At 59.9% G+C, this 12,720-nt stretch carries 12 protein-coding genes; 5 read left to right on the top strand and 7 right to left on the bottom strand.

Annotated features, from left to right (window positions below; translation table 11 throughout):
* Nucleotides 1-2: 2 nt before the first annotated feature.
* Nucleotides 3-449 carry an acyl-CoA thioesterase gene (locus tag H3L94_RS03880; RefSeq protein ID WP_182122731.1) on the bottom strand — a complete coding sequence of 149 codons (447 nt, stop codon included), beginning with the start codon at nt 447-449 and terminating at the stop codon, nt 3-5.
* Between the two features lie 346 nt (nt 450-795).
* Between H3L94_RS03880 and groES the strand changes: the two genes are divergently transcribed.
* From groES to H3L94_RS03895, 3 genes are all read left to right on the top strand, one after another.
* Nucleotides 796-1,083, top strand: a complete 288-nt coding sequence (gene groES, locus H3L94_RS03885; RefSeq protein WP_009117731.1) for a co-chaperone GroES — start codon at nt 796-798, stop codon at nt 1,081-1,083.
* Between the two features lie 71 nt (nt 1,084-1,154).
* Complete coding sequence (gene groL, locus H3L94_RS03890; RefSeq protein ID WP_009117732.1) at nt 1,155-2,798, top strand: chaperonin GroEL; 1,644 nt, start codon at nt 1,155-1,157, stop codon at nt 2,796-2,798.
* A gap of 317 nt (nt 2,799-3,115) precedes the next feature.
* A protein-coding gene (locus H3L94_RS03895; RefSeq protein ID WP_182122732.1) for an IS630 family transposase occupies nt 3,116-4,055 on the top strand; the annotation gives its coding sequence in 2 pieces (ribosomal slippage) (nt 3,116-3,448 and nt 3,450-4,055; 939 coding nt in all).
* A gap of 18 nt (nt 4,056-4,073) precedes the next feature.
* Here H3L94_RS03895 and H3L94_RS03900 read toward each other — a convergent pair.
* The 5 genes from H3L94_RS03900 to H3L94_RS03920 all read right to left on the bottom strand — a co-directional run bounded on the left by H3L94_RS03900 (nt 4,074) and on the right by H3L94_RS03920 (nt 8,830).
* Complete coding sequence (locus H3L94_RS03900; RefSeq protein WP_182122733.1) at nt 4,074-4,727, bottom strand: IS1595 family transposase; 654 nt, start codon at nt 4,725-4,727, stop codon at nt 4,074-4,076.
* A gap of 328 nt (nt 4,728-5,055) precedes the next feature.
* The gene (locus H3L94_RS03905; RefSeq protein WP_182122734.1) at nt 5,056-5,973 is read right to left on the bottom strand and encodes a fatty acid desaturase; all 918 of its coding nucleotides are present in this window, start codon (nt 5,971-5,973) and stop codon (nt 5,056-5,058) included.
* 106 nt (nt 5,974-6,079) lie between these two features.
* On the bottom strand, nt 6,080-7,144 hold the full coding sequence (locus H3L94_RS03910) for a Rieske 2Fe-2S domain-containing protein (RefSeq protein ID WP_244958836.1): 1,065 nt from the start codon (nt 7,142-7,144) through the stop codon (nt 6,080-6,082).
* Nucleotides 7,144-7,782 (bottom strand): SgcJ/EcaC family oxidoreductase, encoded by a 639-nt coding sequence (locus tag H3L94_RS03915; RefSeq protein ID WP_182122735.1) that lies wholly within the window; start codon nt 7,780-7,782, stop codon nt 7,144-7,146. The genes H3L94_RS03910 and H3L94_RS03915 overlap by 1 nt, the downstream gene beginning before the upstream one ends.
* A gap of 82 nt (nt 7,783-7,864) precedes the next feature.
* Nucleotides 7,865-8,830, bottom strand: a complete 966-nt coding sequence (locus tag H3L94_RS03920; protein WP_182122736.1) for a histone deacetylase family protein — start codon at nt 8,828-8,830, stop codon at nt 7,865-7,867.
* A gap of 211 nt (nt 8,831-9,041) precedes the next feature.
* On the opposite strand from H3L94_RS03920, the gene aroA reads away from it, so the two are divergent.
* Entirely contained in the window at nt 9,042-10,334 is a 1,293-nt protein-coding gene (aroA, locus tag H3L94_RS03925; protein WP_182122737.1) for a 3-phosphoshikimate 1-carboxyvinyltransferase, read from the top strand.
* Between the two features lie 99 nt (nt 10,335-10,433).
* Nucleotides 10,434-11,441, top strand: a complete 1,008-nt coding sequence (locus H3L94_RS03930; RefSeq protein WP_182122256.1) for an IS5 family transposase — start codon at nt 10,434-10,436, stop codon at nt 11,439-11,441.
* Nucleotides 11,442-11,669: 228 nt separating this feature from the next.
* Here H3L94_RS03930 and H3L94_RS03935 read toward each other — a convergent pair whose 3' ends face one another.
* The gene (locus H3L94_RS03935; protein WP_182122738.1) at nt 11,670-12,638 is read right to left on the bottom strand and encodes a YheT family hydrolase; all 969 of its coding nucleotides are present in this window, start codon (nt 12,636-12,638) and stop codon (nt 11,670-11,672) included.
* Nucleotides 12,639-12,720: the final 82 nt, after the last annotated feature.

The following is a 12,720-nucleotide window of genomic DNA, read 5'->3' on the forward strand; positions in this document are numbered from 1 at the left end:
GTTTATTCTGCGGCGGCTGCTCCAAACCGCTCGCGGAAGGCCGGCGGGGTTTTCGCCACGCGCTGATCGGCATAATCGAAAAACACCAAGCCGTTTTTGACACGGGCGATTTCCACGCCGTCGCTGCGGCGGCAAAAGCGGGTGTAAAGCGCAAAGCCCGCGCTACCGATGTGGCCGACGGCTACCTGAACCTGCAGCACATCGCCGTGAAACGCTTGGGCACAGTATTGCACCGCCGCATCAGCCATGATCAGGCCGGCGCCGAAAACATCCAGCTCGCTGCAGCCGTGGGCCGCCAGAAAGCGGATGCGTGCTTCGTGGGCCAGCCGCAACACCGCATCGTTGGCGAGGTGGTTGCCGTAATTGATGTCGCCGATGCAGACGGTAAGCTCGGTTTCAAACGCCACGGTGTCGGGCATCGGCACTTGGATGCGTTGCAGGGCGCTCATGCGTTTCTCCTTTGTGTGGTTGGCTGATTGGCCGCCGTATTGTGCAGAATTGACAAGCCGTTGGCAAACCGCGTGGCACGGGCATCAAAAAGGCTGTGGGGCGCTTTTCAGGTAGCCTCCCGGCAGATAAATGGAATAGACGAGAAGGAATTTTTTCAAGCAGGCAAAGCAGATAGGTTTGTGAGGTGCGTCAGCGGCAGAAATTTTGCCGCAGGGCACTTGAATTCGTGCCGCCCAGCCTTATTTTGCCTGCACACTTGGCGCGCCGCCGTTTGGAGCGGGCGCTTTCTTAACGGGCCCATCGGGCCGGAAATTTTTCAAACAATTGAATATCGGAGAGAAAATTATGGCCATCCGTCCTTTGCACGACCGTGTAGTAGTGAAGCGTTTGGAAGCGGAAGAAAAAACCGCTTCCGGCATTGTGTTGCCGGGCGCTGCGGCAGAAAAACCCGATATGGGTGAAGTGGTTGCCGTTGGCGAAGGCAAGCTGAACAAAAACGGCGAGCGCCGTCCGCTGGATGTGAAAGTGGGCGACAAGGTGATTTTCGGCAAATACAGCGGCCAGTCTGTGAAAGTGGACGGCGACGAATTGCTGGTAATGCGCGAAGAAGACATTTTCGGTATCGTAGAATAATCCTTCAGGTAGCCTAAGGTTTCGCAAGGGCTACCCGAAAACTTAAATCATTGATTTTGGAGTAAATAATTATGGCAGCTAAAGACGTACAATTCGGCAATGACGTTCGTCAGAAAATGGTCAACGGCGTAAACGTGTTGGCCAACGCAGTAAAAGTGACCCTGGGCCCGAAAGGCCGCAATGTGGTGCTCGACCGCGCCTTCGGCGGCCCGCACATCACCAAAGACGGCGTGTCTGTGGCCAAAGAAATCGAACTGAAAGACAAGTTTGAAAACATGGGCGCGCAAATGGTGAAAGAAGTGGCGTCCAAAACGTCCGACGTGGCCGGCGACGGCACCACCACTGCCACCGTATTGGCGCAAGCCATCGTGGCCGAAGGCATGAAATACGTGGCCGCCGGCATGAACCCGACCGACCTGAAACGCGGCATCGACAAAGCGGTGACCGCTTTGGTGGACGAGTTGAAAAACATCGCCAAGCCGGTGCCGGAGAAATCTAAAGAAATCGCCCAAGTGGCTTCGATTTCCGCCAACTCCGACGAATCCATCGGCGACATCATCGCCCAAGCCATGAACGAAGTGGGCAAAGAAGGCGTGATCACCGTGGAAGACGGCAAGTCGCTGGAAAACGAAGTGGAAGTGGTGAAAGGCATGCAGTTTGACCGCGGCTACCTGTCTCCCTACTTCGTTACCGATATGGAAAAACAGATTGCCGGTTTGGACAGCCCGTTTGTTTTGCTGTTCGACAAGAAAATCAGCAACATCCGCGATCTGCTGCCGGTATTGGAGCAAGTGGCCAAAACCAGCCGTCCGCTGCTGATCATCGCCGAAGACGTAGAAGGCGAAGCCTTGGCCACTTTGGTGGTGAACAACATCCGCGGCATTCTGAAAACCGTGGCCGTGAAAGCGCCGGGCTTCGGCGACCGCCGCAAAGCCATGCTGCAAGACATCGCCATCCTCACCGGCGGTACCGTGATTGCCGAAGAAGTGGGCCTGTCTTTGGAAAAAGCCACTTTGGAAGATTTGGGTCAAGCCAAACGCATCGAGGTGGGCAAAGAGAACACCACCATCATCGACGGTTTGGGCGACAAAGCTGCCGTTGAGGCCCGCGTAAAAGAAATCCGCACCCAAATCGAAACCGCCACCAGCGATTACGATAAAGAGAAGCTGCAAGAGCGCGTGGCCAAACTGGCCGGCGGCGTGGCCGTGATCAAAGTGGGAGCCGCCACCGAAGTGGAAATGAAAGAGAAGAAAGACCGCGTGGACGACGCCCTGCACGCCACCCGTGCGGCGGTGGAAGAAGGCGTGGTGGCCGGCGGCGGCGTGGCCCTGCTGCGTGCCCGTGCTGCTTTGAGCAAAGTGGAAACCGCCAATGCCGACCAAGAAGCCGGCGTACAAATCGTGCTGCGTGCGGTGGAATCTCCGCTGCGTCAGATTGTGGCCAATGCCGGCGGCGAACCCAGCGTGGTGGTGAACAAAGTGTTGGAAGGCCAAGGCAACTTCGGCTACAACGCCGGCACCGACAGCTACGGCGACATGATTGAAATGGGCGTATTGGATCCGGCCAAAGTGACCCGCTCCGCCCTGCAACACGCCGCCTCCATCGCCGGTCTGATGCTGACCACCGACTGCATGATTGCCGAAATCCCGGAAGACAAACCTGCAGCGCCCGATATGGGCGGCATGGGTGGTATGGGCGGCATGGGCATGATGTAATCCCCGCCCGACTGCTTGAAGCCAACCAACCCCGCGTTTCACGCGGGGTTTTTTCTGTCTGCCGTTTTCGGCTGGGTCGGCCGCTGAACGGTACCGCGATTTGGCGGGGTGGTGCACGATTGCCATCCAGTCAATAATCTTCTGAGACCTTTGCAAAACCTCCATCTGCGGCGCATTTCTGCGTTGTGCGTTTATGCCTTATGGGTACTGCTCGCTCGCTTGCCTATCGTGTGATATGTCTTGGGGCTGAAGTAGATTAGAGCAACTTCGACTAAAAACGTTACATAATAGGTTTTTTCTGGCAGCCGGAGCATGAGATGCGAGCCTATTCGCAAGACCTGCGAGACCGAGTGTTGGGAGCGCTGGAGCGTGGAGAGCGCCCCAGAGCCATTGCCCGTCGTTACGAAGTCAGCCGCATGTGGGTATATCACGTACGTGACCGCTTCGAGAAAGAAGGCGAGCGCAGCAGCCGGCAGCAAGGCGGCAAGCGCATTTCCCGGCTGGCGCCGGTGGAAGGCATGATTCGCGACTGGATCAAGGCAGAGCCCGATCTGACCTTGGTGCAAATGTGCGAGCGCTTGGCCGGGCATGGCATCAGCATCAAACCCTCGGCCTTGTGGCACCAGCTCAACAAATGGCGGCTGAGCTTCAAAAAAAACGCTGCACGCCAGCGAGCAGGAACGTAAAGACGTGCAGCAGGCACGGGCGAGCTGGATACAGCAGCAGGCCCGGCTCGATGCCAGGCGCCTGGTATTTCTGGACGAGACCTGGAGCAGCACCTGCATGACGCCGCTGCGCGGGCGCGCCCCGCGCGGTCAACGCTGCGTGGCCAGCGCCCCGCATGGGCACTGGAAGACCAGCACCTTCATTGCCGCCTTGCGCTGTGATGCACTGACGGCCCCCATGGTGACCGATGGCCCCATCAATGGCGCCGTGTTTCTGGCGTGGGTCAAAACCTTTCGGTGCCCGACACTTCGCCCTGGCGACATCGTCATTGCCGACAACCTCTCCAGCCACAAAGTGGCGGGCGTGCGAGAAGCCATCGAAGGCGTGGGCGCCAGCATTCGCTATCTGCCGCCGTACTCGCCGGATTTGAACCCCATCGAGAAGCTGTTTGCCAAGTTCAAGGCGCTGCTGCGCAGGGCGGGCGAGCGCACGGTGGGTGCGCTGTGGCAGCGCATGGGGCAGCTGGTTGATTTGTTCTCGGCTCAAGAGTGTGCCAATTACTTCAAATCAGCTGGGTATGTAATGAATTAAATCGAAATTGCTCTAGTCCTAAACTTCGCACCAAGTCCGCAGAATTTTTAGCTGCTGCTTTGGCGTCCCAAAATTAAAACGAAATTCGCATTCTTTCAAGAATAGAGGAAAAGACTTTCGGTCAATGCCATTATATTTGCGCAAGACACGCTTGGCCTGATTCCAGAAATTCTCAATGCCGTTGATGTGGTTTTGCCTCTCGGCAAATGCCTTACTGTGGTTAATTCTGTGGTGGTGAAAACCGCTGACATCCAGTACATCGTAACTACTCAAGCTGTCTGTATAAACCACGCTATCCGGCAGAATTTTCTTTGTAATAACAGGAAATAAACTTTCCCTCTTAGCATTGTCCACCACGACGGTATAAACCTTGCCGCCGCGTTTGAGGATGCCGAAAACCACCACTTTGCCTGCGGCTCCTCTGCCGCGTTTCCCTTTGCGCTTACCGCCGAAGTAGCTCTCGTCCAACTCTACGGAGCTCTCAAAAACCTGATCTGCCTCCAAAGCCAGATGATGGCAGATCACTTGGCGGATTTTGCGGTAAAACAGTATGGCGGTGTTAGGTTGGATACCCAAGATATCGGCAGCGGAACGGGCGGTTACTTCCAGCACAAAATATTCGAGCAGCTTTCTTTGTGTCGTCTTTTTTAATTTACAGTGGGTTATCTTCATTTTAGTAGCCTAGCATGACTTCTAATCTACTTCAGCCCCTATGTCTTTCCCACAGGGATTCCTGGCGTTCACGCTCGCTGCGCTGCTACGCCTTGAACTGCATCCGCATCTGGAGGTTTTGCAAAGGCCTCCTCCTATCTGCGGTACATTTCTTTTTTGTGCCTTCAAGACCTAGGAGGCGGCTCACGCGTTCAGTTTGGTGTTTGATCGGACTGGCCTATAGAACACTTTGGTCTTCAAGTTTGTTGCGTTGCCAGGCCTTGCACGGCATCCACACCTGATCAGATTTGGATTGCCGTTTTTCTGGTTTCAGGCTACCTGAAAGCGTTTACAGCGGCGGATACTGTTTGAATGTCGGAAAGCGTTCCGGTGTTTGCGGGCCGCGCCAGCAGGCGAGCCAGACATCGATAAAGCGCGGGCCGGGTGTGGCGTAACGGGGCAGGTGAATCCACGGCACATCGGGGTGCTGGTGGTGGGCCAAGTGCAGGTGGTAATTGAGAAAGACGGCACGCAGCCAGGCGGGTACGCGCAGATTCCACGCGCCGTTGCGGTTGTCGAAGGGGGAAAAAGCGTGGTCGGTGTATTGCAGCGAGCTCCACAAAAAGCCAAAGGCGGCATAGCAGGCCAGCCACGCGCCCCAGGCTCCGCCCAAGCCCCACAGCAGCAGAAGCTGAAACAGCAGGGCGGCCCACACTTCGAGGCGGGCGGAGAAGGGCAGCGAATCGAGGATGCCGATGTAGTGCTCGGCACTGGTTTGTGCGCTGCCCTGCCGTCCGAATGCCCGGTTCAGCAGGCGGCGCAGAAAGGGCGGCGTGAAGGCGTAGAGCAGTACGCCGAGCACGCTGACCGGCCAATAGAGTCCGCTAAAAATGGCATACCATTGCGCGTATTTGAGCCAGCGGATGTCTTCGGGATGCAGGGTGTCGAACTGCTCGGCCGGCGAACGGTTGTGGCGGTGGTGGAGCAGGTGGAAGGCGCGCTGCACGGAAAAGCCGGTGGGAAACCACAGCGCCGCCCAACGGCCGGCCCAGCGGTTGACGGTGGGATGGGGCGAGAAAACGCCGTGCACGCACTCGTGCAGCAGGGCGAAAACAGTGTTGTTACTGAGGCCGAACAGCAGCGCCGCCGGCACGGCCACCGGCCACGGGGCGTAGGCGGCCAGCGCCAGCAGGGCAAAGTTGAGCAGGCTGGCGGCGGTGAGAATCAGCAGATTGCGTTGGGCGGGAATGGGGTGGGGTGGGGTCATAGTCGGATGGGTTTCAGGTAGCCTGAGGCAGAGAACAGGCTACCTGAAAGCAAAAAAGCGGCAGGGCGGGCCGTTTGTGGATGGTTGGGTGGATCGGGCGGCCGCATCAGCTCGGCGGTGGCTCGGTTTCGGTTTCCATGGCGGCCAGCGTGGCCTGATAGGCGCTGATGGCGCAGACGCCGGGGTCGGTGATGCCGGCCAGTTTCAGGCGCATGCGTTCCACCACCACAAAATCTTTTTTCAGAAACGCCAGATACAGGCTGCGCGCCAGCCACAGCTGCATGCGGCCGAAGCGCGCGCCGCGCGGGATGCCGACCGCGGCAAAGGCCAGCGTTTGGCGCGCCTCGGGCGGGGTGTCGGGCAGGTCTTGCGGATACAGGGCGAAAATACCTGTGGTGCGGAAAGGCCCGACGCGGCTTTCCACTCTGATGGCGGTGCCCGCGCAGGTGTGGATGAGGTCGATACAGCCGCCGGAGAGCTTCTGCATCAGCCAGCTGGACAGCCCGCCGCGCGGCAGCACGCGGGTGCGGTAAGTCATCTTCAAAGTGTGGTCGGGCAGGGTGTCGAACACTGGCTCGCCCACCACTTCGCGTTGGTGCACGGCCACCATGTGGCCGAGGTCGTAGCCGTTGCAGATCATGGCGCGCCAGTCGGCCGCAATGCGCTCGGGGCCGGCGGTTTGCCAATGGTGGGCGGCTTCGGCCTCGGCAAATGGCGGGGGCGGCGGCTGTTCGGCGGGCGGATGCAGCCACACCAGGCCGCAGTATTCGCGGCAGGGCCAAGAGCGGGCGGCCAGCCGGCAGCCGGCTTGAATGGAAGTATTAGCCGGTGTGGGTTCTGCCTCGGGCGTGATGCGGCAGGCATGCAGACCGCAGAGCAAGTCGTTGCCGGCCACGCGGCTGTGCTGCAGGTGTGCGCCCATGTGCGGGCAGAAAGCATCGGTGGCGCGCAATACGCCGTCTTCGCCGCGGTAGAGCACCCATGGCCGGCCGCCTAAGTGGCCGTTGATGACGCCGCCGCAGCGGATGTGGTTGGAGCCGGCCACCACATACCAGCAGTGCGGCCAGTGTTTCCATTGTTCGGCGGGGTCGGGCGGGGCGGAGAGAGGGGCAGTCATCAAACAGTCGGTTTCAGGTAGCCTTGAGGGTGGTGAGGCAGCGTTGGCCAGCATCAGCGGCGTGGGCGGCGGCCCAGCCAGAAGCCCAGCCCGCCCAGCAGCAAGGCTGCGCCGATACCGCCGCCCAGCAGCCAGTTGCGTTGGGCGGTGAGCACCGGATTGTCGAACATATTCACCGAATAATGGAAATTGGCAATCAACCAGCGACCGTCTTGGCGCACCATGGTGGCGCTCCATTGCGGGGTGACCGTCCACGTTTCGCCGTTGTTCAGCTCGTAGCGGTCGCGGCTGCGGCCGAAGGCAACGGCGGTGTCGCCGCCGTAGAGGTGGGAGAGGGCTTCCACTTCAAATTCGGCGGTGACGTTTTTCACCACTGCACGGTCTCCTTCCATCATGTGTTGGAAGTATTGATGGATGCCGTCTTTGCCGATGATGCGGTCGCCGTTCATGGTGGAAAACACCACATTGTCGGTGACGTTATTGAGCAGGGTATCGAGCCGGCGGGCGTTAAGCGCGTCTTGCATGGTGTCGCGCAGGGCGCGCAGTTCGTTGTGTAGCTGTTCGTCGGCGGCCGCTGTTATGGCGGCGGCAGGTGCGGAAGCGGCGGTTTCGGCCAGGGCGGTGGCGGACAGCTGCAGCAGTGGGGCGCACAATAAGAGGCCGGCCAGCCAGCGGGCGGATAAACGGTTCATGGTGCATACCTTTCTATGGGTCGGTAGTGTTCAGGTAGCCTGTTGGCACCCAATCAGGCTATCTGAACACACGAACAGGCCGTTAAACGCCGGCCAATACTTTCACATGCTCGGCCACGCTGCGGGCCAGCGGCGACAGGGTGTAGCCGCCTTCGAGTGAGGAGACGATTTTGCCGTTGCAATAGAGCTGGGCGATCAGCATGATTTGCTGGGTGACCCATTTGTAGTCGGCCTCCACCAGGCCGAAATTACCCATTTCGTCTTCCAAGTGGGCGTCGAAGCCGGCGCAGATAAACACCAGCTGCGGCTCGAAGGCGTGCAGCTTGGGCAGCCAGACTTCGCTCACCATGTCGCGGAATTCGGCGCCGCGGGTGCCCGATTTCATCGGTGTGTTGATGATGTTGGGGTTGCTGCCGATGGGTTTGTCGCCGCAATAGGGGAAGAAGGGATGCTGGAAGCAGGAGAGCAGCATCACGCGGTCTTCGTCTTTGAAGATTTCTTCGGTGCCGTTGCCGTGGTGGACGTCGAAATCGATGATGGCGATGCGCTCCAGACGGTATTCGGCAATCGCGTGCATGGCACCAACGGCGACGTTGTTGAAAAAACAGAAGCCCATGGCTTTTTCGGTTTCGGCGTGGTGGCCGGGCGGGCGCACGGCGCAGAAGGCGTTGGGCACTTCTTCGTTCATCACCATGTCCACCGCCTTCACCACCGCGCCGGCGGCATAACGGGCGGCTTTGAGGGTGCCGCTGTTCATGGCGGTGTCGGTGTCCACGCGGTAGGTGCCGGTGTCGGGCTGCACCGATTCCAGATAGTTGAGATAGCGCGTGGGGTGCACCCGCGCCAGCTGGATGTCGCTCACCAAGGGCGCTTCCACTTCCTGCAGAAAATCGAACAGCTGCGCGCTCATCAGGCGGTCGCGGATGGCAGACAGGCGGGCGGGTGCTTCGGGGTGGCCTTCGCCCATATTGTGACCGAAGCAGGCCGGGTGGGTGATGTAGGCCGTCATGCCCATGCTGCTGGAAAAGTGGCTCAACCATTCGAACATGGCGCGTTCTCCTGTTGTTGTTTTTGTTCGGCAGGCCGCCTGCCAAGGGCGGCTTCCGCCCGCATCATAAGCCTGTACCGCTGTGCGGGCAAGGGCGGCGGCGCAAAAAGCCGTCTTTTGTCAAACGGCTCCGGCAAACGGCAGGAAAGCGTTTCAGGTAGCCTGTTCCGCCTTTATAATGCGGCCTTTTCCCATTCTGCTTTTTTGTGCCATGACCGACTCCATCCGCCTGCCCGCCGCCGAATTGAAACCTTCCACCGTGCCGCTGCCCGGCTCGAAAAGCATCAGCAACCGCACCTTGCTGTTGGCCGCTTTGTCGGACAACAGCTGCCGCATCGAGTCGTTGCTGCAGTCCGACGACACCCGCCATATGCTGAATGCGCTGGACGCGCTCGGCGTGCGCCTGGAGCGGCACAGCGACACCTGCGTCACCGTACACGGCTGCGGCGGCCGCTTCCCGGCCGCTCAGGCGGATTTGTTTCTCGGCAATGCCGGCACCGCCTTCCGCCCGCTGACGGCGGCACTGGCCCTGCAGGGCGGCGATTACCGCCTGCACGGTGTGCCGCGCATGCACGAGCGCCCGATCGGCGATTTGGTGGACGCTTTGCGGGCAGCCGGCGCGCAGATCGACTACCTCGGCACAGCCGGCTATCCGCCGCTGCACATCGGCCCGCGCCGCGCCGACGGCAGCCGCCGCATTCCGATTAAGGGCAATGTGTCCAGCCAGTTTCTCACCGCGCTGCTGATGGCTTTGCCGCTGGGCGCCGGGGCGGCCGAAATTGAAGTGGTGGGCGAGCTGATTTCCAAGCCCTATATCGACATCACGCTGAACCTGATGGCGCGTTTCGGCGTTCAGGTAGCCCATGAGGATTACCGGCTGTTCAGGCTACCTGAAAACGCGCGCTATCGGGCGCCGGCGGTGGTGCAGGTGGAAGGCGACGCCTCCAGCGCGTCCTACTTCTTGGCGGCCGGTTTTCTGGCGGGCACGCCGGTGCGGGTAAGCGGCATTGATGCGAACAGCATCCAAGGCGATGTGGCTTTTGCCCGCGAGTTGGAAAAAATCGGTGCCGATGTGGTGTGGGGCGAGCATTTTATCGAAGTCAGCCGCCGCCCCGGCCAAGCCGTGCAGCCGTTTGATCTGGACGCCAACCACATTCCCGATGCGGCGATGACGCTGGCGGTGGTGGCGCTGGCCAGCGGTGCGCCCTGCACCTTGCGCAACATCGGTTCTTGGCGGGTGAAGGAAACCGACCGCATCAGCGCGATGGCCACTGAGTTGCGCAAACTGGGCGCGGAGGTAACGGAAGAAGCGGAGGCGCTGCATATTGTGCCGCCGGCGCGGCTGACTCCCGACGCCCGCATCGACACCTATGACGACCACCGCATGGCAATGTGTTTTTCTTTGGTGTCGCTGCTGGGCGTGCCGGTGGTGATCAACGATCCGCAATGTGTGAACAAAACCTTTCCCGAGTATTTTTCGCTGTTTGCCGGCTTGAGGGCGTAAAGACGGGCGTAAGCGCTCAGGCTGAGACCTTTGCAAAACACCCCCAAATCCTCTACATTCCCCACCCATCCGGCCCAAGGAATGCAGAGGATTTGCTTCATGAGCAGCTTTTTACACACCGACGCCCTCCACCACATCGAAAAACATCTCGACCGCTTCCCGCTTATCAAGCTCGACCGCATACTCGACTGGACACACATCGAACAATACCTTACCGGCCGCAAAACCCGCTACGTGCGCGACAATGGTGGCCGTCCCGCCTATCCTGTGCTCTCCATGTTCAAAGCCATCCTGCTCGGCCAATGGCACAGCCTTTCCGACCCCGAACTCGAATACAGCCTCATCACCCGCATCGATTTCCAACTCTTCTGTCGCTTCGACGACTTTTGCATTCCCGACCACAGCACCCTTTGCCGTTTCCGCAACTGGCTGGCACAAGACAACACCTTGGCCGAACTACTGGATCTGATTAACCGCCAACTGACTGACCAGGGCTTAAAAGTAGAAAAAGCATCCGCCGCCATCGTTGACGCCACCATTATTCAGACGGCCGGCGGCAAACAGCGTCAGGCCATCGAAGTGGATGACGAAGGCGTTGTCTGTGGCGAAACCACCCCCAGCAAAGACCCGGATGCCCGTTGGATCAAAAAAGACGGCCGCTTCCATCTGGGCTACAAACAACACACCCGCACCGATGCGGACGGCTATATCGAGAAACTGCACATCACCCCGGCCAACGCCCATGAGTGCAAACACCTGCTGCCTTTGTTGGCAGGCTTGGCCCAAGAGACGACGGTTTATGCCGATAAAGGCTACGACAGCATGGAAAACCGGCAACATTTGGAAAAACATCAGCTGCGGGACGGCATCATGCAAAAAGCACACCGTGGCCGACCGTTAAGCCAAGAGCAGAAAATCCGCAACGGCCGGCTGGCGAAAGTGCGCTATGTGGTGGAACAAAGCTTCGGTACGTTGCACCGCAAATTCCGCCATGCCCGGGCAGCCTATTTTGGTCTGCGCAAAGTGAGTGCACAAAGCCACCTGAAAGCGATATGTGTGAACCTGTTGAAAGCAGCCAACAGGCTCAGTGTGCCTGTCGCTGCCTAAAGGGCAGCGGATTGTCTAAAAAACAGGCAATCCGTAGAGGAGAACAGGGAAGTTTGGCCAAAAAGCGATGAAAATATCCGAAACCATAGGCTACGGTTTCGGATGCTGGGTGAGGCCAAATTTTGCAAAGGTCTCAGGCTACCTGAAAAGATTTTCCGCATATACGCCATCATCGACAAACCGGCGCGCCATCCTTTCTGGATAGGCGCGCCGGTCTTTTGCGGCGCTTTAGCGCGGCGGGCTGAGCTCGAAATAACGCAGCAGGGTATGCGGCAGCCAGTTGAGATGGCGGGCTTGCGGGAAGCCGGCGTGGCCGCCGTGCTCGGGTTGCAGCAGGGTAACCGAGTCGGACACTTCGTGTGCCTGCGGCAGGGAAGCGGGCGGCATAAAGGGGTCGTTGCGGGCGTTGAGAATCAGGGTGGGCACGCGGATGTGCCGGAGCAGGGGTTTGGCGCTGGAGAGCCGGTAGTAGGCGGCGGCATCGGCAAAGCCGTGCACTGGCGCGGTAAAGGCGTTGTCGAAATCGGTCAGGCTGCGGGCAGCCTGCACCGCTTGGTGGTCGGCCTGCGGGAAACGCCGGTGGGTGGCGGCGGTTTTGGGCAGCAGGGAGCGCAGGAAGTAGGGCGCATACAGGGCTTTGCTCAGGCCGTGTTCGAGGCAAACGCTGGCGGCGGCCAAATCGAGCGGGGCGCTGATGACGGCGGCGGCCTGCGGCAGGGCGCGGTCTTGCTGTTCGCCTAGATATTTGGCCAAGGCATTGCCGCCTAGGGAGACGCCGGCGGCATAGATGCGCGGGTAGCGGGCCGCCATCAGGCCGAGCATATGGCCGATTTCGCGGCTGTCGCCGGAGTGGTAGTAGATGCGGGCGCGGTTGGGCACGCCGCCGCAGCCGCGGAAATGCGCCACCACGCCATGCCAACCGCGCTGCCGAACAGCGTGCATCAGGGCGCGGGCGTAGTGGCTGCCGCTGTCGCCCTCCAGACCGTGAAACAGCATTACCAGTGGGGCGTCGGCCTCGCGGCCGTCGATGAAGTCGTAAGCCACTTCGGTTTCGCCGGTGCTGTCGGGCAGCAGTTCGCGGCGGTAGGCCGGCAGCGGCGGCTGGATCAGTTTGGGCCAGATGCTTTGCGCATGGCCGCCGCGCAGCCAGAAGGGGGCGCGGTAGGTGGGCAGTTGGCGGAGGATGTCGTTGGGCATGGTGGCTAGGGTTGGGTTTCAGGTAGCCTGAGACCGTGGCAACCGCCCCATCTGCGGCATCCATATTGGGGGGCAAAGGCCT

The organism is Neisseria shayeganii (assembly GCF_014054965.1).
GTDB classification, from domain to species: domain Bacteria; phylum Pseudomonadota; class Gammaproteobacteria; order Burkholderiales; family Neisseriaceae; genus Eikenella; species Eikenella shayeganii.

What these genes read in the sequence shown, in the direction of transcription:
- H3L94_RS03935 (WP_182122738.1), bottom strand. Translation starts at nt 12,638, where the DNA reads ATGCCCAACGACATCCTCCGCCAACTGCCCACCTACCGCGCCCCCTTC.
- H3L94_RS03915 (WP_182122735.1), bottom strand. Translation starts at nt 7,782, where the DNA reads ATGAACCGTTTATCCGCCCGCTGGCTGGCCGGCCTCTTATTGTGCGCC.
- H3L94_RS03920 (WP_182122736.1), bottom strand. Translation starts at nt 8,830, where the DNA reads ATGTTCGAATGGTTGAGCCACTTTTCCAGCAGCATGGGCATGACGGCC.
- H3L94_RS03910 (WP_244958836.1), bottom strand. Translation starts at nt 7,144, where the DNA reads ATGCTGGCCAACGCTGCCTCACCACCCTCAAGGCTACCTGAAACCGAC.
- groL (WP_009117732.1), top strand. Translation starts at nt 1,155, where the DNA reads ATGGCAGCTAAAGACGTACAATTCGGCAATGACGTTCGTCAGAAAATG.
- H3L94_RS03900 (WP_182122733.1), bottom strand. Translation starts at nt 4,727, where the DNA reads ATGAAGATAACCCACTGTAAATTAAAAAAGACGACACAAAGAAAGCTG.
- H3L94_RS03880 (WP_182122731.1), bottom strand. Translation starts at nt 449, where the DNA reads ATGAGCGCCCTGCAACGCATCCAAGTGCCGATGCCCGACACCGTGGCG.
- H3L94_RS03905 (WP_182122734.1), bottom strand. Translation starts at nt 5,973, where the DNA reads ATGACCCCACCCCACCCCATTCCCGCCCAACGCAATCTGCTGATTCTC.
- groES (WP_009117731.1), top strand. Translation starts at nt 796, where the DNA reads ATGGCCATCCGTCCTTTGCACGACCGTGTAGTAGTGAAGCGTTTGGAA.
- H3L94_RS03930 (WP_182122256.1), top strand. Translation starts at nt 10,434, where the DNA reads ATGAGCAGCTTTTTACACACCGACGCCCTCCACCACATCGAAAAACAT.
- aroA (WP_182122737.1), top strand. Translation starts at nt 9,042, where the DNA reads ATGACCGACTCCATCCGCCTGCCCGCCGCCGAATTGAAACCTTCCACC.